Below are 25,257 nucleotides of genomic sequence, written 5' to 3'. Positions count from 1 at the left end.
TGAGCTTGCGCCCACTGTCGTTGTGGACAAGCGCGTGAATCGGGCACGATAGAGATCATGAGCAACTCCTCCTCCCATTTCCCTGACGACGATCATGCCGAAAACGATCCGGCGAAGACCTACCGCATCGGGCACAAAGAGCGTGACGAAGCGATCGAAGTCCTGCGCGAAGCCGCCGGCGACGGTCGCATCACGGTGGAGGAGCTCGACGAACGCATGGAGAAGGTCCACGCTGCCCGCTTCCCGGTTGACCTCGACGAGGTCCTCTCCGACCTCACCATCCAACTGCCCTCTGATCGATTCCGTCCCGGTAGCGCTGTCGCCCGATCGACTCCTGCGGGCCGGGCCATCGACTCAGGCAAGCCGTTGGTCATCAAGGCCGGCTGGGAGAGCGACCTCCGCCGCGGGCGGTGGCAGGTCCCGCCCTACATCAGGTGCGAGCCGTCGATGTCGAACGTCGAACTGAACTTCCTCGAGGTCGAGACCGACCTTGAGGTCATCCATGTCGAAGTCGTCGCCGGAATGGGGTCGGTCGTCGTCGTCGTTCCCGATGACTGGGCCGTCAACGTCGACGACCTGTCCAAGTCCTGGGGCTCGGTGAAGTCCGTGGTCAACGCTGTTCCAGAGGGCCGCAAGCCGATCATCGAAGTCACCGGCTCGATCGGCATGGGTTCCTTCCGGGCCCGCTTCGCGAATTTCCTCGACCGTCGTCGGATGGCCAAGTGATGGAGCCGGGTCTCGGCGCCGTCATCTTCCTCATCCTGACCATCATCGTGGTCTTCAGCGTGGGTGCCTTCCTCGTCTACCGGGTGATGAATCGTCCCAACGCACACATCGGCTCCCGCCTGCCCACAGAGGATCCCAACGCCGAGGTGGGACCTGAGGACGGATCGGACCCTCCCTCGAATCCTTGAAATCCGGGTCGAAGCGTGGTCGACTCAAGTCATGGTCGATGTCCAGATCGCCCGCATCGAGCCCGACGACGTCGACGGGCTCACGCAATGGCGTGCGCTCATGTGTGAGGCCTACACCGTCGGCCGCACCGCCGCCTGGTGGCAGAGCCTCGAGTCGACCCTCACCCAATTCGCACAGCCGCGCTCCGACAAGGCCGACATCGCACTCGTGGCCCACCTCGGCGAAGTACCCGTCGGCGGCGCCGAGATCAACATCGTCACCGACGCCCCTGCCGATGTCGAAATCGGGATCCTGCCCGCGCACCGACGACAGGGACACGGCACGTCGATCGCCGGAGCCGTCGCGGATCTGCTGCGTGGACGCACGGAGCTCGTCCAGACCGAAACCTACTGCCCGGAGGGGGTGGCCTTCGCACAGGCACAGGGACTGATCATCGGCAATGAGGAACAGCGGCTGCTGCTGGACCTGCCGGCCTACCTGCGTGATGATGCCAACCGCTACAGGGACCCGGCTGTGAAGTCACGGCTGGCGATAGACCCCGATCCGAATGTGTCCATCACCTCGTGGATCGGTGGCTGCCCGGACGAAGCAGTCGAGGACTGGGCACGGCTGCGTCAGCAGATGGACGAGGACGTCCCGGTCGGTGACCTCACGCGCACGCTCAAGCATGCCGGTGCCGACGCGATCCGCACCCATGAGGAGCGGATGGCCGACCAGGGCTGGATTCTGGTCAGCTCGATCGCCCACGTCGACGACCACACCGCCGAGGTCGACGACAATGCCGCTGACGGGCCGGTTGCTGTCGGGTACACGGAGATCATGGTCTCTCGCCACGAGACGGACATCGTCGTCCAGGAGGACACCTTCGTCGAGGCAGCGTATCGCGGTCGTGGCATCGGACGCGGGCTCAAGGTCGCGAACATGCGCCAGCTCCACGAGATCCCGGAAGTCGCCCAGGCCGACTGGATCCAGACCTACACAGCCACGGGCAATGGGCCGATGCACGCGCTCAACCGGGATCTCGGCTTCTTCCCTGCGGATTCCATGACCGCGCTCGAGGGACGTTTCGACTACAGTTGAGTGTGAAAGTTCCGGCTATCTGATCGAAGCAGGCACCCGTGTCATCGAATATCCTCATCACCGTCTTGGTGTTCATCATCGTCGTTCTCATCACGGTGATCGTCATCCGCAGGCGTGCTGCCAGCCGCCCCAAGTTCGAAGAGAATGCGGCCGCACCCCGCCGACCACAGGATCCGTTCGCGCCGGAGCAGAACGCAGGCGGGGATCCGGAGACGATCAAGGCCGGTGACCTGCTCGAATTCGGCAATGAGAAGTTCTTCGTCCGCGGCACCCTGCGCATCTCAGAGGGCGGCTACGACTGGGCCGAGCACTTCTTCCAGGCCGACCAGTCGGCTACCCGCCTGTGGCTGACCGTCGAGAATGATCCCGATCTGCAGGTCTCCCGGTGGAGTGATCGCCCCGAGCTCGACATCGAGCCCAAGGCCAAGACCATCACGATCGAGGGCACCGAGTACAAACTCGTCGAGCACGGCACCGCCTCCTATCGCTCCGAGGGCACCACCGGCCTCAATGAGAAGGGCGGCGTCGACTACGTCGACTACGAGTCCGATGACCACAAGCTGCTCGCCTTCGAACGCTTCGACCACGGTCGTTGGGAAGTGAGCACCGGCGAATCGATCCCGGTCGGTTCCTTCACCATCTATTCGGGCAGCTGATGACACTCACTCCCCCATTGACACACCCGGTGCCGGCCCAGCACCTGAGCGTCGACGTGGCCTTCGCCGATACGTCTGCCCAGGCGCTGACCTTCAGCCTCAACCATGGCCGCATCACCCCTCTGGCCTCCGACTTCATCGACCTGCCGTCGTCGAATGGGCAGGATCGTTTGCAGCTCGAGCTCCACGTCATCGGCTCCTCCCACCAAGTGATCCTGAGCGACAACAACACTGACGCGTTCATCGAAACCTTCGCCTGCCTCGGCGAGGATGAGCGTCCCGGCTGGGACACGACCCGCACCACCGCTGGAACCTGGTCGGGATTCACCCGACATCAGTTCCGCTGCGAGCTCACAGATGTTCCCGGCAGCTTCAGTGATGCCGCCGCCGAGGTGGTGGCCCGTTCGAGTGCCCACGACCGTCACCTCGTCGTTGACTTCCCCGGTGAACCAGGTGCGCTGACGGCGCTGGCCCTGACCGACTGCAGTTCCGAGCAACTCTCCTGGCGGAGCTGGCACTGCTATCCACAGCACCGACAGATCGTGCACAGCCACAGCGAACTGAGGAGGAGATCATGAGCCGCGATCCCAATGTCTCCATGGGCGGAGGCTCCTTCAACTTCGACGCCGAGAACGGGCGCGGCTCCGGCGGCGGAGACCGCGGCTCCGGACCCTCGAACAACAATTCCGGCGGCCCGAAGAAACGCTCCGGCTGCGGCACCGTCATCGCACTGGTAGTCATCGTCCTGATCCTCGGCAACATCATGAATGGCTGCACGGATGACTCGGACGGCTCGGGTGGCGGTGGCGGCGGATTCTTCTTCCTGCCCTTCTTCGGCGGCGGCTCCAGCAGCGTCGGATCGAACTACGGCGACGGCTCGGGATTCCGCGGCGGCGGACCCGGCACCGGCAAATGACAGCGTTCGCGGCAAATGACAGCACCGACAGCACTCTGAAAGGCAATCATGTTGGCAGAACTCTTCCTTGAGATCGGGATCGTCCTCTCCTACGCCGTGAGCGGCCTCGCGCTCATGCTCATCGGCTACTTCGTCGTCGACCTCCTCACCCCGGGAAAGCTGCACGTCATCCTCTGGCAGCAGAAGTCGAAGAATGCCGTGATCCTCGTCGCGTCCGACCTCCTCGGTGTGGCGATCATCGTCATCGCCGCGATCCGTGCCAGCGCGGATGACTTCGTCTTCGGCATCATCTCCACCCTGGTCTTCGGCATCGTCGGCATCATCCTCATGGCCCTGAGCTTCCTGCTCATCGACGCCTTCACCCCCGGCAAGCTCGGCGACATGATCAAACCCGATGCGTTTCACCCTGAAGTGTGGGTCAATGCCTCCGCTCATGTGGGCATCGCGGGCATCATGGCCGCAGCGCTCCTTTGAGTTCACCGACAGAATCCGCTGACGCCGATAGCATCGGCGGCAGCAAACCGATCACGCTGCCGCTGAAGCCAGGACCCGCCCGCTTCTTCGTGCTCCTGGCCGTCTTCATCTGCGCCAGCTGCGGCATGGTCTACGAGCTCGCGCTCGTCGCACTCGGCTCCTACCTCCTCGGCGACACCATCGTTCAGGCCTCGATCGTCCTTTCGGTCATGGTATTCGCGATGGGCATCGGGTCCCTGGCCACGAAGCGCCTGACCGAGTTCGCCGCAGTCGCCTTCGCCCTCATCGAGGCCGCGCTGGGCATCATCGGCGGCCTCTCGGTCATCCTGCTCTACCTCGCCTTCGCCTTCGCCGACATCTACACAGTCGCGATGGTCGCCCTCGCCTTCGTCATCGGCGCGCTCATCGGCGCGGAGATCCCCCTGCTCATGGAGCTCGTCCAACGCATCCGGGCGCAGAAGGCCTCCAGCGCCGTCGCCGATCTCTTCGCCGCGGACTACGTCGGCGGGCTGGTCGGCGGGCTCGCCTTCCCCTTCATCCTGCTCCCGATCTTCGGTCTGCCCAGAGGCGCTCTGGCGGTGGGGATCACGAATGCCGTCGTCGGCATCCTCATCGTGCTCTGGCTCTTCCGCACCGAGATCCGCACCCGCACACAGGTGATCCTGGCTGGCCTGCTCGTCTTCATCGTCGGCGGACTCACCGTGGTCTGGGTGTTCACCGACGACATCGAGATGACGACCCGGCAGCGCCTCTACCGGGATCCGATCGTCTATTCCCAGCGCACGGACTACCAGGAGATCGTGCTCACCGAGTCACAGAAGACCGGGGACACGCGGCTCTACCTCAATGGAGATCTGCAGTTCGCTTCGGCCGACGAATATCGCTATCACGAGTCCCTGGTCCATCCGCTCATGGATGGGCCCAAGCGCAATGTCCTCGTCCTCGGCGGCGGGGACGGTCTGGCTGTGCGGGAGATCCTCAAATATCCCGATGTCGAATCGGTGACACTCGTCGACCTCGACCCCCGCGTCCTCGAACTCGCCAAGACATCGGACCACTTCACTGACTTCAACGAAGACTCCCTCGATGATCCCCGAGTGAAGACCATCGCCGCCGATGCGTTCACCTGGCTGCGCGAAGCCGAGCACACCGCCTACGATGCGGTCATCGCCGATCTCCCGGATCCGGACGATGTCGCCACCTCGAAGCTCTACAGCATCGAGTTCTACGGACTGATCAAACAGGTCATGTCCCCCGAGGCCAGGCTCGTCGTCCAGGCTGGCTCCCCGTACTTCGCTCCGGAGGCCTATTGGGGCATCGGGGAAGCCGTCGCCGAGGCGGGCCTGGCCACCACGCCCTATCACGTCGATGTCCCCAGCTTCGGTGACTGGGGCTATTTCCTGGCCGATGCCTCCGAAGGCAGTGGAGCCGAGGAGCAGGGTCCGAACGTGACAATCCCCCGGGATGCTCCCGAGGGATTGAAATTCGCGACGGCTGAAGTGCTCGCGTCCTCCACCACGTTCGCGCCCGACCGTGATCGGGCTTCCGTCGGTGATGTTGAGGCCTCGACCCTGCTCCACCCTCGCGTGCTCGACCAGGAGCGCGGAGCCTGGGTCGGGTACTAGGCCCCGAGGAGTCCTGCCAGTCCGGCGAATCCTGCGATGGACAGCCCGAGCAGTCCGCCCAGCACCGCCACTGAGATGAAGACGATGCCGAGGATGAAGCCCCATTTGCCCATCTCGTTGTCGCCGAAACCCGCGCTTCGTGAGTTCTTGCGCGCCATATGGCCGGTGATGATGCCGACGATGGGGCCGAGGAAGTTGAAGCCCAGGAAGGTCGAGAGGGTCGCGACGAGGGAGATGATTCCCAGGACCTTGCCCGGATCTTCCTCTGCCCGGGCGCGGTAGGACTGCGGTGGCTGTGCGCCGGTGGCGTAGCCCTGGTTCGGTTCCAGGTAGCCCTGGCTGCCGGTGTTCGAGGGGTAGTTGGTCTCTGCTGTGTAGTCGGAGTTGGGGGTGGGGGTGGGGTTCATCTTTCTGCCTCTGCTTGTGCGGCTGCTGTTGGTATCAGCTTAGGAACTTGCACTTGGCAGGGGAATGATACAAACCGTTCAGCTGTTCGGGGGTTTTCCCCCGCCTCGCCCAACGATGCGGTCCCTCACTTCACATCGACGAGGGCATGGTCCTCTCGGCCCATGAGGTAGAGCAGGATCTCCACGGGTTCACCGGTGATGGTGAGCCCCTGGGCACCGCCCTTACTCCCGCCGGATTTTCTGCCCGTGCTGTGCTGGCCGAATCCGGGGCTGACGATCGTGACGCGGCCCTCGGCCTTGGCAGCGAAGGGTAGGAGCGCGGTTCGGCACGCTGTCCACACGGCACGGTTCTCCGGCAGGGACAGCCTGCGTGGGATCCATTCGATCTCCGCGCGTCGGATGTCCTCGTGGTGGACGATGTATTCGGCGGTGTTCATCACGGATTCGACGCCGGGCCACCGACCCGGGGTCCACCTCGGCGGGGATGCCACGAGACCCAGCAGACTCGAATACGGCATCGCGGCATACACACGTTCCTGCTCCTCGCGCTTGCCTTCGAGCTTCGGCATGAAGATGCCGAGGGCGGCCACGGGGTGGCGTTCGCGGATGACGAGGTGGGTGGCAAGGTCACGTGTCGTCCAGCCCTCGCACAGCGTCGGGGCGTCTTCACCGGCCCTGTTGGCTGTATCGACGAGGCGGAGGCGTTCGGTTCGGGCAAGATTGCTCATGCCTGAAGCTTGTCATCATCGCCTTGGATTCCTCTGAGTGCCCACCCCTTGACGAAGTCGCCGACGCGGGAGATCGAGCGGTAGTCAGCAAGCTCATCTCCCCTGGTGGGACCGTCTGTGACGATGACCACCGGCTTCCCGGCCTTCGCCGCCGCCCGCACGAAACGCAGCCCCGACAACACCGCGAGCGAGGATCCGAGCACGACGATTCCACTCGCCTCAGCGCAGATGCGATTCGCCTCCTGCAGCCTCGCCGGAGGCACGGAGTCACCGAAGTACACGACATCGGGTTTGAGGATTCCACCGCAGCGGGGGCAGTCGGTGACCACGAAGTCCGCCGTCTCCTCCAGATCCACGTCACCGTCGGGGGCCGTCTCGACATCGATCGGATCGATTCCCACGAGTTTCGCGAACTCGGGGTTGAGCTCGCTCAACTGGATCTGGACCCAGTCTCGGTCGAACATGTGCCCTTCCTTGAGGCAGATGACACGATCCAGGCTGCCATGCAGATCGATGACCGGACTGCGACTGCCCTCCTCCCGTGCCGCGGCCTGGTGGAGTCCGTCGACATTCTGCGTGACGATGCCGGCGACGGGCAGCTGAGCGAGCCCCAGATGTGCCGCATTAGGCCGGGCAGAGCGCATCCGCGGCCAGCCCACCCAGGAACGCGCCCAGTAGCGGGCTCGCTGGTCGGGATGGGATAGGAAGGTCTGGATCGTCATCGGCTGGCGGGGAACGGCGTCGGGTCCCCGATAGTCGGGGACTCCCGAATCCGTGCTCATCCCGGCCCCGGTCAGCACCGCCCACCCGGAAGTGTCGATTCCCACGGCCCCGGCAGCGCCGGTGAGCACGTCGATGATCTCATCATCGCTGTGGCTGGGCTCGGGTCGTGTCCGCCCGCGGAGCGGATCAAAGATGACTGCCACGAATCCTCCCTCGTCGAAATGCTGCAGGGTTAGTCTGGTCCCATGGTCAGCATATTGCTCGTTCATCATTCCCCGTCACAGGCAACGACTGAAATCGCCGAGGCGGCCCTGTCCGGACTGCGCATGCCGGAGCTGGGTGACGTCGACGTCATAGTCCGTCCCGCCTTGGAGGCGACGGCCGAGGACGTGCTCGCCGCCGATGGGTTCGTCCTCGGCACGACGGCGAACTTCGGCTACATCTCCGGAGCCCTCAAGCACTTCTTCGACACCACGTACGACGCGGTCAGGGAGCCGACCGCCGGTCGCCCGTTCTCCTATTGGATCCACGGCGGCTACGACACGACCGGAGCGGAGACCGCGATGAAGCAGATCACGACGGGTCTGGGCTGGAGGCTCGCCTTCGACCCGCTCATCGTCACCGGCGAGGTCACCGCCGACCACCTCGGCGCGACCACCGAGCTTGCAGCCACAGTGGCTGCTGCGGCTTCTGCCTGAGCCCTGCTGCGAGAACAACTTCGCGAAAGTACTTTCCATTATGGAAAGTACTTGCTAAGCTGTAATTACTTCCATCAGGAAGTCACCGTTTCTCGGTGAGGACAGCAACAAAGGAGTTGTCATGACCACGCCCACCCCGCAGCAGGCCAAGGACCTTCTCTCACAGGTCGAGTCGAATCAGGCCCACGCCCGATCCAGCGATGCCTGGCCGCTGGTCACGATGCTCTTCGTCTACAGTGCGGCCATCTCTGTGGGGATCCTCGCCGTCGGACTCATCGAGGACAATACGATCCAACTGATCATCCTCGGCGCCGGCGGCGCCTGGCTGGTGCCGGCCCTCATCGTCTATTCCGTGAAGGCCCTGAGCTGGAGTCGCCGGTCAACCGTCCTGCTCTGCACCTGGCTGCCGCTGACCTTCGTCGCCCTGTTCACAGCGATCATCGTCGACTCGTTCACTCCCACGTCGTGGGTGCCGTTCGCCGCTGCCGGCTTCATCTGGGTCCTCTCCCCCATCATGGCCCTTGTCGGACTGCGCCGCTGAGAAAGGACGAGGCACGATCATGAATCCCTACATCAGCACCGACGACGAATCCGATGACACGATGGACAACCTCGGCGAGTCCTTGACTCGGATCGAATCAGATCTGAACAATCCCACTCGACTCGGCATCGTGGCGAGTCTGAAGAATCGGGACCGCGCGGAATTCAAACTCCTGCGCGACTCCCTCGGCGTTTCCGACTCCGTGCTCTCCCGCCACATCTCCGCCCTCGAGAAGGCGGGGCTGGTCGAGGTCCGAAAGGGCTATGTCGGCAAACGCCCCCGCACATGGGTCGCCATCAGCACAGACGGGAGCGCCCGACTCGACGCTCACGTTCAGGCCCTGCGGGAGCTCGCCGGGGGCGGCGCTGACCAGCAGTGACGTTCTGAGATTTCCCGGTTAGCATGGGGACAACCGATGCAAGGAGGCGTCCATGGCCAGCAGCACAACCACCTCGGCGAACAGCGGACTCGAGTTCCGTGAGCTGCACGAGGTCTCGGAACTCATCAGATCCGGGCGGCTGAGCTCCAGGGCAGCCACCGAGGCCATGTTCGACCGGATCGACGAACTCGACCCTCACCTCCTGTCCTTCGTCACCCTGATGCGCGAATCGGCCTTGGCCGCCGCCGACGACCTCGATGAACGTCTGGCGCGCGGGGACTGGCTGGGTCCGCTGCACGGTGTGCCGCTGGCGATCAAAGACCTGGCCTACACCCATGACGCGCCGACAGGTGCGGGCACCACGATCCACGCCGACTTCCAGCCCGACTTCGACGCCACCGTCGTGGCTCGCCTGCGGGCGGCCGGGGCGGTGATCCTGGGAAAGCTGCGGCTCACCGAGGGTGCGTTCACCGGACATCATCCCGACCTGCCGACCCCGGTCAACCCTTGGGAGCCCAACACCTGGTCAGGGGTCTCCTCGAGCGGTTCGGGCGTCGCGACCGCAGCCGGCCTCTGCTACGGCTCGTTGGGCTCGGACACCGGAGGTTCGATCCGACTGCCGTCCTCGGCCAATGGGGTCACCGGACTCAAATCCACCTGGGGCCGGGTCTCACGCAACGGCATCTTTCCCTTGGCGCCGAGCCTTGACCACATCGGACCGATGACGCGCAGCGCACGCGATGCCGCCATCATCCTCGAGGCCATCGCCGGCCATGACCCGAACGACCCGACGTCGGCGCTTGAACCGGTGCCCCGCTACAGCCGGCAGCTCAGGCTCGAGACCACCCCGGTCGTCGGATTCGACCGCGAACTGGCAGCCGAACATTTCGATGACGTCACCAACGAGATGCTCGAATCCACCATCGAGGTGCTCCTCGACCTCGGTTGGCGCGTCCTCGACGTGCGCACCCCCGGATTCGCCGAAGCGGCACAGGAATGGACTGCCCTGTGCGGAATCGAGACCGCGGGCGTTCACGCAGAGAACTACCCGTCGAGGTCGGCCGAGTACGGTCCCGACCTCGCCGGCCTCATCGAGATCGGGCGCGGCCTCAGCGCCATCGACTACCACGAGCTGCTCGAATCCCGGCGAGCATTCACCGGTCGCATGCGCGCTCTCATGTCCGACATCGACCTGCTGCTGCTTCCAGGCATCGGAGCCGCCTCACCGACGATTTCACAGATGGAGAATCTCGGCTCCGACGCCGAGCTGTTCGCCGGAGTCACGATTCCGACGGCACCGATCGACAACTGTGGCATGCCCTCGATCACTCTGCCCGCCGGCTTCACCGAGCGCGGCACCCCGCTGGCTGCTCAGTTCGTCGCCGGTGACTTCAAGGAGGGCCTGCTGCTGGCCGCTGGGCATACCTTCCAGCAGGCCACCGATTTCCACCGACAGCACCCTCACATCGTGGCCGTCTAGTCGAGGCTCACTGCGCCTGCCCAGGTCGGGGGCGCAGATCGCGGTCGGCTGCGCCTATCCTGGTGAGGTGCCCACGATCAGACCCTTCCGCTCCAAGACCGCACGCGTGGCGACGGCCTCCGAACGGACGCTGCCGAGCTACACCGCAGGTCAGGTGGAGATGCCGCTGCGGATCATCGGCTCCCAGGAGGCGATGGAGCACGAGACCTACTGGTCCGAACATTCGCATCCGACACATGAGCTGCTCTGGCGCGAGGCCGGGGTCGGCACGGTCACGATCGATCAGCGCACGTGGACGATCACCCCGCCCTTAGGGATGTGGATTCCCGCAGGAGTACGGCACTCCGGATGGACGCCCGCCGGCGTCGTCGTCTACGCCGCGCAGTTCAGCCTCGACAACCCGCTTGTCAGCGATCGGCCCACTGCCATCGCCATCACCCCTCTGCTCCGGCTCCTTCTCGATCGACTTCAGCACACCGATCCGGGGACTTCCTCCTACTCACTCACCGAGGCGATGATCCTCGACGTCATGACGCCAGCGGACAACGAGCTTCTGCTTCACATGCCGAGCAATCCGCTCATCGCTCCGATCGCCAACGCGATCATCGAGGGCCCGGCGGATGCCTCGAGTCTCCAGGACTGGGCGAGGAAACTGGGGATCAGCGGCCGCACCATCACCCGCGCCTTCGAGGCAGAGACGGGTCTCGGCTTCGGGCGCTGGGCGACGACGGCACGGGTCCAGCACGCGGTGAGCATGATCAGCCTCGGCGGAGAGGTCGACGAAGCGGCCGCCGGCGTCGGCTATCGCTCGGTCAGTGCATTCACGACTGCATTCAAGCGCATCACGGGCACCACACCGGGACAGTTCCGCCCCAGCGCGAACTGAGGAGCACGCGAGCTGAAGATCACTCGTGTCCGTTTCGCGAAATCATCTGTCGTAAATACGCCATTGCGCGCAGGCGATTCCTCCGATAGTTTGTTTAGGCACACCTAACTCAATCTCGCTTCTGGGGTGTGCTGAGAAGCACCTCCGAAAGGAAGAGATGTCCCGTCCGCTTCGCGCAATGACCGTTGCAGCAGCCATGTCCACCGCACTCGTGCTCACCGCCTGCTCATCTACCGAGACCCCCGCAGATGCGAAGGGCGGCGACGAGTCCTGGACACCGGTGACTATCGAGCACGCACTCGGCACCACCACGATCGAGGAGAAGCCCGAAAGGGTGGCCACCGTCAACTGGGCCAACCACGAGGTGCCGTTGGCACTGGGCGTCGTCCCGGTGGGCATGGCCAGTGCCGACTTCGGCGACGATGACGGCAACGGCGTCCTCCCCTGGGTCGAAGACAAGCTCGAGGAGCTGGATGCAGAGACTCCGGCTCTCTTCGACGAGACCGACGGCATCGACTTCGAGGCTGTCGCCGATACCCAGCCCGACGTCATCCTCGCCGGGTATTCCGGTCTCACCCAGGAGGACTACGACACCCTCAGCGAGATCGCGCCCGTCGTCGCCTACCCGGAGACCGCTTGGGGAACTCCCTGGCGAGAGATGATCGAGATCAACAGCAAGGCGATCGGTCTGGCAGAGGAAGGCGAGGAGCTCGTCAAGGACCTCGAGACCGAGATCGACTCGGCGGTCGCCGACCACCCTGCGATCAAGGACATGTCGACGATGTTCCTGACCCACGTGGATCCCTCGGACCTGTCCGAGGTGAACTTCTACACCACGCATGACACCCGCGCCATGTTCTTCGAGGACCTGGGCATGCAGGCACCCGCCAGCATCCAGAAGGCCTCCGACGAGACCGATCAATTCTCCTCGACCGTCAGCGCCGAACAGGCCGACGTCTTCGACGATGTCGACATCATCGTCACCTACGGCGGCGACGACCTGGTCACGACGCTCGAAGACGACGAGCTGCTGTCTCAGATGCCCGCGGTCAAGAACAAGTCGATCGTCAACCTGCCCGGTGATGCCCCGCTCGGCACTGCTACGAACCCCACACCGCTGTCCATCTCCTTCGTTCTCGATGACTACCTCGACGAACTCGACAAGGCCGCCACGGCAGCGAAGTAGAAGCGGACACTTCACACGATGACGTCACAATCGACAGTCGAGTCGACCGCCGCCAAGCTGCGGCGGTCGACTCATGTCCGCCTCGCATGGATGCTGGCCGCTCTTGCAGTGGTTGCCGTCCTCATGATCCTGTCCACGATGATCGGCTCCCGCAACGTCGGCCTCGACGACGTTCTTGCCGCCTACGGCGGGTCGGCCGCGGGATTCGATCAGGCCGCGGTCGCCAAACGCATTCCGCGGACCCTGCTCGCCGTGTGCGTGGGAGCGGCTCTGGGCATCTCCGGGGCTGTGATGCAGGGCGTGACGAGGAATCCTCTGGCCGACCCAGGCATCCTCGGTGTCAACACCGGCGCGTCCCTGGCCGTGGTCATCGGCATCGCCTTCTTCGGACTGTCAACGGCCGACGGCTACATCTGGTTCGCCATCGTCGGCGCCACTCTCACCGCGGTGTTCGTCTATGCGGTCGGGTCACTCGGGAGGCAGGGTGCGACCCCGCTCAAGCTGGCCCTGGCCGGGGCGGCCACCGCCGCTGCACTGTCGTCGTTCATCAGCGCCGTGGTCCTCCCCCGCGGAGACATCGCGGATCTGGCACGCGATTGGCAGATCGGCGGGGTCGGGGGTGTGACGTTCGATTCGGTCACACTCATCCTTCCCTTCCTCATCGTCGGCTTGCTCATCAGCGTCTATTCGGCGCCTGGCCTCAATGCCCTGGCCCTCGGCGATGAGCTCGCCGCCGGGCTGGGACAGCACGTCGGCACCACCAGAATGGTCTCCGCTGCAGGTGCGGTCCTCCTCTGCGGGGCAGCCACCGCCGTCGCTGGACCGATCGGCTTCGTCGGGCTCGTCATCCCCCATGCCTGCCGTCTGCTCATCGGCATCGATCACCGCTGGCTGATCCCGTTCTCGGCAGTCACCGGAGCCGCACTGCTCACAGCCTCGGACATCCTCGGTCGCATCATCGCTCGACCGGCCGAACTCGACGTGGGCATCCTCACCGCGCTGATCGGCGCCCCGTTCTTCATCGCCATCGTCCGCAGACAGAAGGTCCGTTCGCTGTGACCCCACCGAACCCCGCGAACCCACTCCTCGCGCCGACCAGCACGGCAGAATCGACATCGACGATCGCTGCCGTGGCACAGCTGCGGAGACGACGCTCCGCCCGTTGGACCGGCTTCGTCCTCATCTTCAGCGGGCTGGTGCTGCTTACTTTCCTGCTCAGCCTCATGGTCGGTCAGACCTTCTATTCCTTCGACAAGGTCCTTCGCGTCATCGGCGGCGATCAGGTCCCCGGCGCCACCTTCACGGTCGGGCGCCTGAGACTCCCCCGAGCCGTTCTCGCGCTCCTCGTGGGTCTGAGCTTCGGCCTCGGCGGGGTGACGTTCCAGACCATGCTGCGCAATCCCCTGGCCAGCCCCGACATCATCGGGATCAGCTCCGGAGCTTCGGCCGCGGCTGTGTTCGCGATCGTGACTCTGGGCCTGGGCAGCACGGGAGTCTCGGTCATGGCCATCGTCGCCGGTCTTGCGGTGGCGTTGGTCATCTACATGTTGTCCTACCGGAATGGCGCGGCCGGTATCCGGTTGATTCTGGTGGGCATCGGCGTCTCCTCAATGCTCAATGCGCTCATCAACTGGGAGCTGACCCGGGCCGCGCAGTGGGATCTGCAGGAGGCGCTGCGGTGGCTGGCCGGAAGCCTCAACGGGGCGAGCTGGGACAAGGTCGTGCCGCTGCTGTGCGCGCTCATCGTGCTGGTTCCCATTCTCTTGGGGCAGTCGAGGAACCTCTCCATCACGCAGCTCGGGGACGAGACCGCGGAAGCGTTGGGAGTGCGTGTGTCGAGGACCAGGCTTCTCGTCATCGTCGCCGCTGTCGGCCTCATCTCCTTCGCCACCGCCGCTGCCGGACCGGTCGCCTTCGTCGCCTTCCTCTCGGGCCCGATCGCCTCTCGACTCATCGGGCCGGGACCCTCGCCGCTCATCCCCGCCGCACTCGTCGGAGCCCTGCTCGTGCTCGTCGCCGACCTCGTCGGACAGTTCGGCCTCGGCACCCGTTACCCGGTCGGAGTCGTCACGGGCATCCTCGGTGCCCCCTACCTCATCTATCTCATCATCAGGATCAATCGTTCGGGAGGTTCCCTGTGACCAAGGACCATTCGCTTGCCGCCCAGGACCTGCATCTGGCCTACGGTGACACAGAGATCATCAAGGGACTTGATCTGACCCTGCCGCCCGGCCAGATCACGGGCATCGTCGGGGCCAACGCCTGCGGCAAGTCCACGCTGCTCAAATCGATGTCCCGACTGCTGACGCCCAGATCCGGCGCTGTCATCCTCGACGGCAGACAGGTACACACGATGCCGGCGAAGCAGCTCGCGCGGGCCCTGGGACTCCTCCCACAGACACCGATCGCTCCCGAGGGCATCACGGTCGCCGATCTCGTCGGACGCGGTCGCCATCCCCACCAGGGGGCCTTCTCACGATGGAATGCCCAGGACGATCTCGCTGTCGCCCAGGCTCTGGATACCACCGGAACCGCGGACCTGGCCGACCGTCCCGTCGACGAACTCTCCGGCGGCCAACGGCAACGAGTGTGGATCGCAATGGCCCTCGCCCAGCAGACCGACATCCTCCTGCTCGATGAACCGACCACCTTCCTCGACGTCAACCATCAGGTGGAGGTCCTCGATCTGCTCACCGAACTCAACCAGGGTTCAGGCGTGACTATCGTGATGGTCCTGCATGATCTCAATCTGGCCGCACGGTACTGTGATCGGCTCGTCATGATCGCCGACGGCGGGATCCATGCCTCCGGGGCTCCCGCCGAGGTGCTCACCGAAGACAATGTCCGCAACGTGTTCGGTCTCGAGAACAGGGTCATCGAGGATCCTGTCTCCGGTCAGCCGCTGATGCTCCCGATCGGCCGTCACCGCACTCTGAGCTGATTCCTGTGCGTCAGACTTCTGATCTGACTCAGGCCCCTGCTCTGCGGGCCACGATCTCCGTGATCCAGGTCGGGGCGAAGGGCGACGTGCAGTTCGGCGGGGTCGGATAGTCCTTGAGGACGCCGAGGCGGTTGCCGATGTCGATGGCCCGTGGCCGCAGGTCCTCGTTCTCGATGCCGATGTAGGACAGGGTTTCGTTCATCGCCCACTGCAGGCGCTCATCGGCGCCGAGCATCTGCGCCTCGATGGTGTCGAGGAGACCGGACAGGTCAAGGCCCTCGGGTGACTTGTTCACACGCTCGCTGGTCAGTGCCCAGCCTGCCGACGCCACGATCGGATCAGGGTCGTCCATCCAGTCCAGGCGCAGCGATTCGGCATGCTTCGACTTCTTGACGATGTAGTTGACCAGCCAGCCGTGGACCTTCGGCACACGCGCCTCGCGCAGCATGGCATCGAGATGCTGTGCGTCATAGCTGCGGGGACGCATGATGAGGATCGCGACGAGGCGCGCCGCGGTATCGCCGGTGGTCCACAGTTCGACGGCGAGCTCGTCGTTCTTCTTCAGCTCCTTGGCCACGGCCCGCAGCTTGCTCAGATTCACACCGTGATCATCACCGTGCTTCTCGTTGACGGCACGAGCCTTGGGATCCTCCATCGCCGCCAATGTCTCCATGACGCTGTCCACGTTCGCTTCGACCATGCGCTCAGATTACCGCGAGTTCAGGCGAGCTGCCTGACGCATGAGGTGGTCGCGTTCGGCGAGGTTGCTCGCCTTGGCCGCGGCTTCGACGTAGAGCTTCGCCGCCGCCTCGTCTTCTCCTGCCCGTTCTCGCAGGTGGGCCTCGACGGCGAAGTAGCGCGGCAGCGTCTCATCGAGTCTGCCCAGTTCGGCCAGTCCGGCCACCGGTCCGTCGGCTTCACCGATCGCAACGGCACGGTTGAGGGACGCGATCGGGCTCTCGTTCAGCTTGAGGAGTTCGTCGTACCACTCCACGACCTGCACCCAGTCGGTGTCCTCGACCGTCTGCGCATCGGCGTGGAGTGCCGCGATGGCGGCCTGTGCCTGATACTGGCCGAGTTCGTCCCGACCAAGGGCTGCCTGCAGGATCTCGATGCCCTCGACGATGAGCCGTTGATCCCACAGGGTGCGGTCCTGATCGGCCAGCGAGATGAGGCGACCGTCGGCGCCGAAGCGGGCATCGCGGCGGGCGTGGTGGAGGAGCATGAGGGCGAGCAGTCCGTCCACCTCGGCGGAGTCGATCATCGACGCAAGCGTGCGGGTCAGTCGGATCGCCTCGGCGACGAGGTCGACCTCGCCCGAGTGCCCTTCGTTGAACACGAGGTAGAGGGTGGTGAGCACCGAGGACAGGCCGCCGGGTCGGTTGAGCCGGGACCCTGCGATCGTGGATTTGGCTCGGCTGATGCGTTGAGCCATCGTCGACTCGGGCACCATATAGGCTGCGGCGATCTGCTTCGTCGTCAGTCCGCCGACCGCCCTCAGGGTCAGGGCCACCGCCGAGGCGGGGCTGAGGTCGGGATGGGCGCAGAGGAAGTAGAGGTCGAGGGTGTCATCGGCGTTCGGGACGCCGTCCGTCCCGGGTTCGGACGAGGTTTCGGGCTCGGCGAGAGTGGCGGCCATGACCCGTTCCTCGCGTTTCATCCGCGATCCTTCAGATCGCACGATGTCGAGGAACTTCCGCCATGCCACCGTCACGAGCCAGCCCCGCCGGTCACGGGGCGGGTCGGACGGCCACGATCGCAGGGCTTCGATGAGCGCGTCCTGAACGGCGTCCTCGGCGGTCGCGAAGTCTGCTCCACGACTGACGAGGATGCCGATCACGGCGGGGACGAGCTCACGCAGCTCCGCCTCGGCGAGGGGATCCCGATCGATCATCGCGAACTCCGTTCGCGTCCCTGATCATTCGTCCACGCTGGGTGCGTGGTCGAGGAAGGGGCGCAGTTCGAGCCATTCGTTGATCGGCTCTCCTCCCTTGCCCGGTGCGGCGGACAGCTCACCGGCGAGTTCGAGAGCGCGGTCGTAGTTCTCGACGTCGATGACCATCCACCCGGCGATGAGGTCCTTCGTCTCGGGGAAGGGACCGTCGGTGACCGGAGGCTTGCCCGGTCCGCCGGATCGGACGAAGGTGCCCTCGGGCGAGAGTGCCTGGGAGTCGACGAATTCGCCGGAGTCCTTGAGTCTGTCGGCGAAGGCGTTCATGTACGCCACATGCGCGTCGACCTCGTCGGGACTCCACTGATCCATCGGGGTGTAATCCATATACTGCTCCGGCATCCGATAGTGCTTGAGCATGAGGTACTTGGCCATGATGGTCTCCTTGTCTCGTGCCGCTCGCACGGGATGTGCTCGCTGACATGTCTGGGACGCAGCCGGACTCGTGTTCTCGACATCGGCGGCGAAGTTTTCTCGTTTCTCTTCGGCTCCGGTCATCGAACACAGTCCCAGAATAGGCCGATGTGTCCGTCCTGGAACATGCGTCACCGGATCCGAACACGAATCGGCCCAGGTCACGGCTCCGCGCTGAGAGGCTTGTCTTGTACGAAACACCGACCGCTTTTTGCACACGAGACCAGGAGAAGATCATGAAGGCACAGACACTTCTCAAAACCATCACCGTTGCCGGAGCTCTCGCCGCGACCCTGACACTCTCGGCCTGCGATATGAACATCACCTTCGGCCCAGAAGGCCAGGGGCAGGAACAGGGCCAGGAGCAGGACGGCCAGCAGGCGCAGCAGACCGAGGACACCGAGACGACCGCCGAAGAACCGGCATCGGATTCGGGCTCCACCTCGGACTCCGCCGGTTCGGGTTCGTCCGGCACGAGCGATAGCGGCACGACGGACAACGGCACCACCGGCAGCGGCGGATCCACCGATTCGTCCAGCGCCTCCTCGGCGAGTGGCTCCTCCACCTCGAACGGCTCGTCGTCGACCGGATCGTCGTCCTCGAGCGACTCCACCTCGAGCGGATCATCGTCGTCGAGCGGCACGACCGACAACGGCTACCAGGGCCCGCGGATCGGCGAAGACGGAGTCGAACTCGACGCCGACGGCAACGGCAAGATCCCCGCCGACGTTCTCGAGGCGGACATCAAGAACGCCTACGCCAAGCAGGGCACCACGGTCGACACCGTCGACTGCTATTCCGACCTGCGGATCTTCTCCCACAGCGGATCGCAGAACTGCACCGTCACCGCTGCCGGCAAGAATCACTACGGCACTGTGAAGATCACCTCGGCGTCGCAGTCCGGCATCGGCTACAGCCTCGAGTTCCCGAACATCTGAGCCGTCCGCCGAGCCCGCGAAACGTACCCCTCGAGCGTCTCGCATCCCCGAATCGCATTCCCCTGGTCATCCCGACCAGGGGAATCCGTTCGTCGCGATCTGGAACAACTCTGCACTTTCCGTTGTTGTGTCCAATGTAGGCGTCGGCCCAGCTGCACGTCGGCCTCGAGGTTTCGGCCAGCCGAGCCCATGTCAGATTCGACAACCTCACCAATCACAACCGACAAGGAGCACCATCATGGCACTCTCTGACAAGAAGATCGCATTCCTCCTCACCAGCGGCGTCGAGCAGGTCGAACTGACCAGCCCCCGCACAGCCCTCGACGAGGCCGGAGCGACGACCGTCATCGTCTCCCCCTCAGAGGGGACTCTGCAGGCGATGGAAGGCGATTGGGAGCACGCGAAGACCTTCGACGTCGACGTTCCCGTCGCCGAGGCCTCGGTCGATGACTTCGACGCCCTCGTCCTGCCCGGCGGCACCCTCAACTCCGATGCCCTGCGTCTGAATGAGGACGCCGTCAACCTCGTCAAGGCGTTCTTCGCCGCCGACAAACCGGTCGCGGCCATCTGCCATGCTCCGTGGATCCTCGCCGAGGCGGGAGTGGCCAAGGGACGGAAGCTGACGTCCTTCATCTCGACGAAGACCGACCTCATCAACGCCGGAGCCGACTGGGCCGACACCGAGGTGGTCGTCGACGGCAACCTCATTACCTCCCGCAGCCCCGACGACCTCGACGCCTTCAACAAGGCAATCGCTGATAAGTTCAGCTGACCTGGAACGATGCCTCTTTCGCCGAGGCGGAACCACCTCGGCGAAGAACTCCCCGGAACGATCGTTCCGGGGAGTTCGTCTGTTCGTCACCTGGGGTCTTGACAGCCGCGCTTATGACCTACTCATGCCAGCTTCCCCGTTTGTCAAGGCGACGACTCCTACCCTCGCGGCACTGCTCATCGGGTTCCTTCTCGTTCTCTGCTCCACACAGCCTCCGGCACATGCTGCCTATGCGACTTCGGGTGCGATCGGAACGATGCACAAATCGCTCGGTGGGAATTCCGGCAAGCTCGGCCCAGCGGTCGGCCCACAGCGGTGCACGCTGATCCAGAAGGGCTGCTATCAGTCGTTCAAGCACGGCAGCATCCATTGGACGAAGGCCACCGGCGCCCATGCGACTCTGGGCGCGATCCGCACAGCATGGAAGAAGTCCGGGTGGGAACGCGGTCCGCTCGGCTATCCGACGAGCAACGAATACCGCTCAGGTTCGGAGGCCCGGCAGAAGTTCCAGAACGGCATGATCGTGTGGACGGCGAAATCCGGGGCGAAGGTGACGCTGACGAAAGCGCCGTAGTCGTTCACGATCAAGGGGTCGGGGTTCGGCCATGGGGTCGGGATGAGCCAGTACGGAGCGCGCGGAATGGCGACAGCCGGAAAGTCGTCGACGCAGATCCTGCAACACTACTACACGGGTGCCAAGGTCACGACGATGTCGAAGAACGCCGACGCCAGTCTCAAGGTGCAGCTGCTGACCGGTAAGAAGTCCGTGACGGTCACTCCGCGGTCCGGCCGTCTGCGGGTCAAGGTCGGGTCGAAGACCATCGAATCGGGCTCGAAGGTCACGATCGAACGGACGTCATCCGGTTCGGTCAAGGCGACCGTCGGGTCGAAGAGCTATTCGGGGTCGAAGCTCACCCTCGAATGGCAGAGCACCCGATATTGGAAGAGTTCGTCGGCGACGACGGTGTCGGTCAGCGGTGCCCAGAACGGGGCGACCGGCACCTACCGACACGGACGGCTCGAGATCGGTCAGCTGAAGAGCTCGCTCAACGTCATCAACGTGGTGGGTCTCAACAAGGAATATCTGCCGGGCATCGCCGAGATGCCGGCGTCGTGGCAGTCCGAGGTCCTGCGCAGTCAGGCCATCGCTTCGCGCACCTACGCCTACCGCAATCTCGGTGCGGTGAAGCCGGCCTGCGGGTGCAACGTCTATGACGAGGTGGCCTCGCAGCGTTTCCTCGGGTGGACTCATGAGAATGCAGGCGATTCCGGTCCATGGCGCAAGGCCGTGGCCGCGACACAGACCACGAGCGGGTCGACGGTGAGGTCGGCGCGCCTCATCACCTACAAGGGCGGGCTCATCGATGCTGTCTACTCGTCGTCGGCCGGGTCGAAGACGCATTCGGCTGCCGAGGTGTGGGGGTCGGCCGTGCCGTACCTGGTCTCGGTCGATGACTCTCCGTCGAAGTATGCCTCTGCGCAGAACCCGAACGCCTCGTGGTCGGTGACGGCCAAGCAGGCCGACATGGCACGGGCCTTCGGGCTGGCAGACGTCCGGTCTGTGGCGGTGGCGAAGACCGGCTCAGGTCTGGTGAAGACGGTGAAAGCCACCTCGGTGAAGGGGAAGACCGCGAGCCTCACCGGCGATCAGCTGCGAACGAAGCTGAAGCTCAAGTCCGCGTCATTCAGCGTGGCCTGAGGGAAACCGACTGGCTGACTCAGACTCCGGCAGGGGTGAGCAGTCCCCTGTTGACGAGTTCGGCTTCCTTCTCGCGCACGATCGGGATGACGGTCTTGCCGAACGCTTCAAGTTCCTCCTGGAAGTGGAGGAAGCCGGTGAGGATGAGGTCGACGCCGATCTTCTTGTATTCGATGATGCGGTCGGCGACCTGTTCGGGGGTTCCGATGAGCTGGGTACGGAAGCCGTCGTTGTACTGCACGAGGTCTTCGAAGCTCGAATCCGCCCACATGCCTTTCTTATCCGAGGTCGCGGCTCCGGCGGTCTGCACGGACTCGCGGAATCCTTCGACCGCCTCGGCGTCGGCGTGTGCGATGATCTCGCACAGCTGGTCGCAGGCTTCGGCTTCGGTGTCGCGGACGATCACGAACCCGTTGAGTCCGAAACGGACTTTCCGATTGTGGGCGCGGGCCACCTCCGAGTGCTGTGTGCGGGCGAGCTGTGCCAGATTACTGAGACACAGACCACACACGGCGAGCAGATTTCGCGGGCCGCCGCGCACCGTCACAATGAGGCATTCCGCCACGGGGCGTCATGCGATTTGCGCCTCGGGCAGCGGTCCTGCGCTGCGGCCCACTCAGCATCCCTCACCCTCACCGGCGCACCACCCCGTTGCACCGGTGCGTAGTGCTGCGAATGGTGAGGGATGCGGAGGCACCAGTAGGAAATGCCACGGCCAATCCGGATTGCCACGAACGGTGAGGGATGCCCGAAAGGCGACGGCGAGGCCCGCGCTCGGCTCGAAACCGGGTGAATCGACGAAGTCCCGGCCCGCAGAAACTGCGAGACCGGGACTCCCGTGGCGGAGGATAGGGGATTCGAACCCCTGAGGGCGTTAACCCAACCCGCGTTCCAGGCGAGCGCCATAGGCCACTAGGCGAATCCTCCGCGAGCCAGCCTATATGAGTCGTGTCGACAATGCGAAATCAAGATGGCCAAGTGTGAACCATCACACTAATCGCAGATAGAATCCCCTCCAGTCCCTGCCGCACCGGACCTGGCTTCGGACCTCGTTTTGTGCCTCGAGGATGCTCTCGACTACACTGATCGATGGCTCCCCGTGCGGCGTCATCTTGTGAACTCCCCCAGGGCCGGAAGGCAGCAAGGGTAAGCGAGCTCTGGCGGGTGCACGGGGAGTCCTTCGATTCTCAAGGTTACAATTCCACAACTCCCCCTCCCCTATGTCAGTCCAGGTCAGGGCCCATCTCAACGACGATAAATGGCCTTTTCCCGAGGAATTCAGCCACTGCTTTAATACTTTCGTGATTTGGCTTCACTAGCATGGTCTGCAGCTCTCATCCCTTTGCTCGAACGAGGATCCCTGTTTTGTCACCCAAGAAGATTCACGGGGCGGTTGCTGCCCTTTCAGCACTCGCTCTACTCACGGCCTGCACCCCGGCAGACTCTGACCCCGACGCGACTCGCGATGGTGCGAAGACGGCCGAAGCCGAGGCCGCAGCCGAGCCGGTGTTCCGAATAGGGAGCGTCTCCGAAGCCGAGGCAGCCCAGGCGACGGAACAGGGCTCGTCGGCGAAGGCTTCGAACTCCACCGCCTCGGCTACGCCCACCAGCACACAGACTTCTGCTCCCCAGCAGACCGGCGAAGTGGTCGAACCCGGTGCAGAGACAACAGCTGCCCCCGGCGAGCGCATCAGCCTCAGCGTCGAGAACGCGGCGCTGAGCGACATCTCCATCACCGAATCCGACCACCCGCGCATCAAGACCGATCCCGGAGTCTTCTTCGACACCGCCGGGAGCGAACTCGAAGCAGCAGACAGCACCGAAGACGCGAAGGCGGGATCTTCGACTCCAAGCGAATCAGCCTCAGAAGACTCAGACGCGATCACCGCCCCCGACGACGCCGCGGCCTGGATGTCTGCCTACGACCTCGTCGCCGACAGCACATACGAGCTCTCGGCCACAGCCACCTCGGCGGATGGAGAGGAACACGATTTCACCTCCACGGTCACGGTTTCGGCCGGCGACGCCTCGCCGATGGCGGTGCGCACGATCCTCTCCGATGACCAGACCGTGGGCGTCGGAGCTCCGATCATCCTCACCTTCGGATCCACGGTGGCCAAGAAGTACCGTGACGACGTCGAGCACCGCTTGTCGGTCAAGGTCACGGACAACGATGGGAAGAAGCGCAAAGTCGAAGGCTCATGGGCCTGGCTGCCTGATGACCCGCAGTCGCGACTGCACTTCCGTCCCAAGGAATTCTGGCCCGCGCATTCGAAGGTCTCCGTCGACGTGCCGCTGAAGAACGTTCCCACGACCGATGACACCGTCGGCCAGAACGATCTCACACTCGATTTCGACATCGGCCGCAAGCAGGTCGTCAAGGCCGACGCCAAGACCCACCGCATGGTCGTCACGCGCGACGGCAAAGAGGTCATGAACTTCCCGGCCTCATTGGGTGCTGCGAAGTCCCCGTCCTACAACGGAACCCATGTGGTGATGTCCAAGGCCTCGGACTACACGATGACCTCCGAGCAGTGGGACTACGAAACCGATGTGCGCTGGGCCGTGCGCATCCACAACAACGGAGAGTTCATCCATGCCGCGCCCTGGTCGACCGGGGTTCAGGGGTCGGCGAATGTCTCCCATGGCTGCATCAACCTCTCGACCGAACGGGCCAAGCAGTACTACGACTCGGCGATCTTCGGCGACCCGGTCGAGATCACCGGTTCGAATGCCACCCTGTCGACCGCAGCCAGCGACATCTCCGACTGGGTCTATGAGTGGGATGACTGGAAGAAGATGAGCGCGCTGCCTACTTCTTGACGTTCTCTGCGGCCTTGTCGATCATCGGCACATAGCGCTTGAGCGTCCATGGGACGGTGAGCGGGTTGATGATCGATGAGGCTGTGACGAACGGCTGGTCTTCGGGCGCGACGACCGCGCCGGACTTGATCGCCGGAATGTTCGCGTACACGCTCTGTGCCTTGATCTCCTTCTTGCTCTTCTCATCGGAGTAGAACGTGAAGATGAGGTCGGAGTCGTCGAGTTTGTCCGCGTTCTCCAGCCCGATGAGCGCGGAATCCGTACCCGGGGCGTCATAGTTCTTCTTGAGTTCGTCGACGACGGGGTCAGGAGTCAGACCCAGAGCCGAGACCATCGCCACTCGCTGCTCGTTGGGGTAGAAGACTCCGAGGGTGCCCGGTCCGTCGTTGTAGATGTAAGAGAACGTCAGTCCCTCGTATTCGGGCCGCTTGGCCTCGGAGAGCTGCGTCTTGATGTCATCGACGAGCCCCTCGGATTCCTTCTCCTGTCCCAGGGCCTTGCCGATGGTCGTGATCTGCTCGTCCCATTCGATCGTCCACGGCTGCTTGGGGTAGGCGACCGTGGGTGCGATGGCGTCGAGCTGCTTGTACTGATCTGCGGTGACGCCGGACCATGGTGCGAGGATGACATCTGGTTCGAGTTCGGCGATGGCTTCGACATCGAGCTCGGTATCTCCCTGGAACTGCTTCGGCAGCTCCTCGCCCTTCTCTGTCACGGCTTCATGGATCCACGGCATATAGCCGGTGTCATCGCTGCCCCAGGCGTACTCCTCCATGCCGACAGGTGTCTTGCCCAGCGCGATGGCGGTCTCGGTCGACCCCTGCCCGAGGGTCACGACGCGCTTGGGCTCGGCCTCGATGACGGCCTTGCCCAGTGCGTGTTCGATCGTGACGGTCTGGAAGTCGTCGGAGGCTGACTTCGCAGAATCCGCCGAGTCCTGGCTGCAGGCGCTCGCGCTGAAGGCGAGTGTGACGATGGTGCCTATGGCCATGGCCCGGCGAGTGAGATGAGCTGACATTCCTGCC

General features: G+C 64.2%; 29 protein-coding genes, 1 tRNA gene, 1 other RNA gene and 1 pseudogene. 23 read left to right on the top strand and 9 right to left on the bottom strand.

Annotated elements, in window-relative coordinates:
• The first annotated feature begins 57 nt into the window (after nucleotides 1–57).
• Genes INT29_RS14105 through INT29_RS14070 form a run of 8 tightly spaced genes read left to right on the top strand, consistent with a single transcriptional unit; the run spans nucleotide 58 to nucleotide 5,666 of the window.
• Nucleotides 58–726, top strand: a complete 669-nt coding sequence (locus tag INT29_RS14105) for a DUF1707 domain-containing protein (protein WP_096158358.1) — start codon at nucleotides 58–60, stop codon at nucleotides 724–726.
• Complete coding sequence (locus tag INT29_RS14100; RefSeq protein WP_125177998.1) at nucleotides 723–914, top strand: hypothetical protein; 192 nt, start codon at nucleotides 723–725, stop codon at nucleotides 912–914. Before INT29_RS14105 ends, INT29_RS14100 begins: the two co-directional genes overlap by 4 nt.
• A 31-nt stretch (nucleotides 915–945) precedes the next feature.
• Nucleotides 946–1,995 (top strand): GNAT family N-acetyltransferase, encoded by a 1,050-nt coding sequence (locus tag INT29_RS14095; RefSeq protein WP_096158356.1) that lies wholly within the window; start codon nucleotides 946–948, stop codon nucleotides 1,993–1,995.
• A gap of 38 nt (nucleotides 1,996–2,033) precedes the next feature.
• The gene (locus INT29_RS14090; protein WP_096158355.1) at nucleotides 2,034–2,651 is read left to right on the top strand and encodes a DUF4178 domain-containing protein; all 618 of its coding nucleotides are present in this window, start codon (nucleotides 2,034–2,036) and stop codon (nucleotides 2,649–2,651) included.
• Nucleotides 2,651–3,229, top strand: a complete 579-nt coding sequence (locus tag INT29_RS14085) for a DUF2617 family protein (protein WP_096158354.1) — start codon at nucleotides 2,651–2,653, stop codon at nucleotides 3,227–3,229. The genes INT29_RS14090 and INT29_RS14085 overlap by 1 nt, the downstream gene beginning before the upstream one ends.
• Nucleotides 3,226–3,567, top strand: a complete 342-nt coding sequence (locus INT29_RS14080; protein WP_009883168.1) for a hypothetical protein — start codon at nucleotides 3,226–3,228, stop codon at nucleotides 3,565–3,567. The genes INT29_RS14085 and INT29_RS14080 overlap by 4 nt, the downstream gene beginning before the upstream one ends.
• A 48-nt stretch (nucleotides 3,568–3,615) precedes the next feature.
• Nucleotides 3,616–4,041 carry a DUF350 domain-containing protein gene (locus tag INT29_RS14075; protein WP_096146605.1) on the top strand — a complete coding sequence of 142 codons (426 nt, stop codon included), beginning with the start codon at nucleotides 3,616–3,618 and terminating at the stop codon, nucleotides 4,039–4,041.
• Entirely contained in the window at nucleotides 4,038–5,666 is a 1,629-nt protein-coding gene (locus INT29_RS14070; protein ID WP_096160270.1) for a polyamine aminopropyltransferase, read from the top strand. The genes INT29_RS14075 and INT29_RS14070 overlap by 4 nt, the downstream gene beginning before the upstream one ends.
• Here INT29_RS14070 and INT29_RS14065 read toward each other — a convergent pair.
• From INT29_RS14065 to INT29_RS14055, 3 genes are all read right to left on the bottom strand, one after another.
• Nucleotides 5,663–6,073: a DUF4190 domain-containing protein gene (locus INT29_RS14065; RefSeq protein WP_096160271.1), complete on the bottom strand. Its 411-nt coding sequence runs from the start codon at nucleotides 6,071–6,073 to the stop codon at nucleotides 5,663–5,665. The two genes, INT29_RS14070 and INT29_RS14065, sit on opposite strands and share 4 nt — an antisense overlap.
• Nucleotides 6,074–6,198: 125 nt before the next feature.
• Nucleotides 6,199–6,801 (bottom strand): TIGR03085 family metal-binding protein, encoded by a 603-nt coding sequence (locus INT29_RS14060; protein WP_009883174.1) that lies wholly within the window; start codon nucleotides 6,799–6,801, stop codon nucleotides 6,199–6,201.
• Nucleotides 6,798–7,727, bottom strand: a complete 930-nt coding sequence (locus INT29_RS14055; RefSeq protein ID WP_096160272.1) for a Sir2 family NAD-dependent protein deacetylase — start codon at nucleotides 7,725–7,727, stop codon at nucleotides 6,798–6,800. The genes INT29_RS14060 and INT29_RS14055 overlap by 4 nt, the downstream gene beginning before the upstream one ends.
• Nucleotides 7,728–7,769: 42 nt before the next feature.
• Between INT29_RS14055 and INT29_RS14050 the strand changes: the two genes are divergently transcribed.
• The 9 genes from INT29_RS14050 to INT29_RS14010 all read left to right on the top strand — a co-directional run bounded on the left by INT29_RS14050 (nucleotide 7,770) and on the right by INT29_RS14010 (nucleotide 15,635).
• Nucleotides 7,770–8,222 carry a flavodoxin family protein gene (locus INT29_RS14050; protein ID WP_009883176.1) on the top strand — a complete coding sequence of 151 codons (453 nt, stop codon included), beginning with the start codon at nucleotides 7,770–7,772 and terminating at the stop codon, nucleotides 8,220–8,222.
• Between the two features lie 121 nt (nucleotides 8,223–8,343).
• Entirely contained in the window at nucleotides 8,344–8,763 is a 420-nt protein-coding gene (locus tag INT29_RS14045) for a hypothetical protein (RefSeq protein ID WP_096160273.1), read from the top strand.
• Between the two features lie 19 nt (nucleotides 8,764–8,782).
• Nucleotides 8,783–9,142, top strand: coding sequence for a winged helix-turn-helix domain-containing protein (locus tag INT29_RS14040; protein WP_009883178.1), 360 nt, complete (start codon nucleotides 8,783–8,785; stop codon nucleotides 9,140–9,142).
• Nucleotides 9,143–9,194: 52 nt separating this feature from the next.
• Nucleotides 9,195–10,622: an amidase gene (locus tag INT29_RS14035; protein ID WP_009883179.1), complete on the top strand. Its 1,428-nt coding sequence runs from the start codon at nucleotides 9,195–9,197 to the stop codon at nucleotides 10,620–10,622.
• A 67-nt stretch (nucleotides 10,623–10,689) separates the two neighbouring features.
• Nucleotides 10,690–11,508 (top strand): helix-turn-helix domain-containing protein, encoded by an 819-nt coding sequence (locus INT29_RS14030; protein ID WP_009883180.1) that lies wholly within the window; start codon nucleotides 10,690–10,692, stop codon nucleotides 11,506–11,508.
• A gap of 178 nt (nucleotides 11,509–11,686) precedes the next feature.
• Complete coding sequence (locus tag INT29_RS14025) at nucleotides 11,687–12,694, top strand: iron-siderophore ABC transporter substrate-binding protein (protein WP_226829582.1); 1,008 nt, start codon at nucleotides 11,687–11,689, stop codon at nucleotides 12,692–12,694.
• 18 nt (nucleotides 12,695–12,712) lie between these two features.
• Nucleotides 12,713–13,753, top strand: a complete 1,041-nt coding sequence (locus tag INT29_RS14020; RefSeq protein ID WP_009883182.1) for a FecCD family ABC transporter permease — start codon at nucleotides 12,713–12,715, stop codon at nucleotides 13,751–13,753.
• The gene (locus INT29_RS14015) at nucleotides 13,750–14,835 is read left to right on the top strand and encodes a FecCD family ABC transporter permease (protein ID WP_069599617.1); all 1,086 of its coding nucleotides are present in this window, start codon (nucleotides 13,750–13,752) and stop codon (nucleotides 14,833–14,835) included. The genes INT29_RS14020 and INT29_RS14015 overlap by 4 nt, the downstream gene beginning before the upstream one ends.
• On the top strand, nucleotides 14,832–15,635 hold the full coding sequence (locus tag INT29_RS14010; RefSeq protein WP_096146599.1) for an ABC transporter ATP-binding protein: 804 nt from the start codon (nucleotides 14,832–14,834) through the stop codon (nucleotides 15,633–15,635). Before INT29_RS14015 ends, INT29_RS14010 begins: the two co-directional genes overlap by 4 nt.
• 28 nt (nucleotides 15,636–15,663) lie before the next feature.
• On the opposite strand, the gene INT29_RS14005 is transcribed toward INT29_RS14010, so the two are convergent.
• Genes INT29_RS14005 through INT29_RS13995 form a run of 3 tightly spaced genes read right to left on the bottom strand, consistent with a single transcriptional unit; the run spans nucleotide 15,664 to nucleotide 17,961 of the window.
• Nucleotides 15,664–16,335 carry a DNA alkylation repair protein gene (locus tag INT29_RS14005; protein WP_096146598.1) on the bottom strand — a complete coding sequence of 224 codons (672 nt, stop codon included), beginning with the start codon at nucleotides 16,333–16,335 and terminating at the stop codon, nucleotides 15,664–15,666.
• 9 nt (nucleotides 16,336–16,344) lie between these two features.
• Nucleotides 16,345–17,529 (bottom strand): RNA polymerase sigma factor, encoded by a 1,185-nt coding sequence (locus tag INT29_RS14000; RefSeq protein WP_096146597.1) that lies wholly within the window; start codon nucleotides 17,527–17,529, stop codon nucleotides 16,345–16,347.
• A 24-nt stretch (nucleotides 17,530–17,553) separates the two neighbouring features.
• Nucleotides 17,554–17,961 (bottom strand): YciI family protein, encoded by a 408-nt coding sequence (locus tag INT29_RS13995; RefSeq protein ID WP_009883187.1) that lies wholly within the window; start codon nucleotides 17,959–17,961, stop codon nucleotides 17,554–17,556.
• Between the two features lie 275 nt (nucleotides 17,962–18,236).
• On the opposite strand from INT29_RS13995, the gene INT29_RS13990 reads away from it, so the two are divergent.
• The 4 genes from INT29_RS13990 (at nucleotide 18,237) to INT29_RS13980 (ending at nucleotide 21,409) form a co-directional block, all read left to right on the top strand.
• Complete coding sequence (locus INT29_RS13990) at nucleotides 18,237–18,938, top strand: hypothetical protein (RefSeq protein ID WP_096146596.1); 702 nt, start codon at nucleotides 18,237–18,239, stop codon at nucleotides 18,936–18,938.
• Nucleotides 18,939–19,176: 238 nt separating this feature from the next.
• Nucleotides 19,177–19,710, top strand: coding sequence for a type 1 glutamine amidotransferase domain-containing protein (locus INT29_RS13985; RefSeq protein WP_009883189.1), 534 nt, complete (start codon nucleotides 19,177–19,179; stop codon nucleotides 19,708–19,710).
• A gap of 124 nt (nucleotides 19,711–19,834) precedes the next feature.
• The gene (locus INT29_RS20205; RefSeq protein WP_226831500.1) at nucleotides 19,835–20,284 is read left to right on the top strand and encodes an LGFP repeat-containing protein; all 450 of its coding nucleotides are present in this window, start codon (nucleotides 19,835–19,837) and stop codon (nucleotides 20,282–20,284) included.
• A 42-nt stretch (nucleotides 20,285–20,326) separates the two neighbouring features.
• Nucleotides 20,327–21,409, top strand: coding sequence for a SpoIID/LytB domain-containing protein (locus INT29_RS13980; RefSeq protein ID WP_226842043.1), 1,083 nt, complete (start codon nucleotides 20,327–20,329; stop codon nucleotides 21,407–21,409).
• Between the two features lie 19 nt (nucleotides 21,410–21,428).
• On the opposite strand, the pseudogene INT29_RS13975 reads toward INT29_RS13980, so the two are convergent.
• Nucleotides 21,429–21,869 (bottom strand): annotated as a pseudogene (locus INT29_RS13975) (LLM class flavin-dependent oxidoreductase); the annotation flags it as partial.
• Between the two features lie 379 nt (nucleotides 21,870–22,248).
• A tRNA-Ser gene (locus INT29_RS13970) sits at nucleotides 22,249–22,336 on the bottom strand.
• Nucleotides 22,337–22,497: 161 nt separating this feature from the next.
• Here INT29_RS13970 and ffs point away from each other — a divergent pair.
• Together ffs and INT29_RS13960 are read left to right on the top strand one after the other, a co-directional pair.
• An RNA gene (ffs, locus tag INT29_RS13965) (signal recognition particle sRNA small type) lies at nucleotides 22,498–22,593 on the top strand.
• A gap of 181 nt (nucleotides 22,594–22,774) precedes the next feature.
• Complete coding sequence (locus tag INT29_RS13960; RefSeq protein WP_096146593.1) at nucleotides 22,775–24,232, top strand: Ig-like domain-containing protein; 1,458 nt, start codon at nucleotides 22,775–22,777, stop codon at nucleotides 24,230–24,232.
• On the opposite strand, the gene INT29_RS13955 is transcribed toward INT29_RS13960, so the two are convergent.
• Nucleotides 24,222–25,250 carry an iron-siderophore ABC transporter substrate-binding protein gene (locus INT29_RS13955; protein ID WP_096168475.1) on the bottom strand — a complete coding sequence of 343 codons (1,029 nt, stop codon included), beginning with the start codon at nucleotides 25,248–25,250 and terminating at the stop codon, nucleotides 24,222–24,224. The genes INT29_RS13960 and INT29_RS13955 overlap by 11 nt on opposite strands.
• Between the last annotated feature and the right edge of the window lie 7 nt (nucleotides 25,251–25,257).

This window comes from Brevibacterium sp. FME37 (assembly GCF_014897485.1).
Classification (GTDB): Bacteria; Actinomycetota; Actinomycetes; order Actinomycetales; family Brevibacteriaceae; genus Brevibacterium.
The sequence above is the reverse complement of the archived record's forward strand: the minus strand, read 5'-3'. Positions and strand labels throughout refer to the sequence as shown.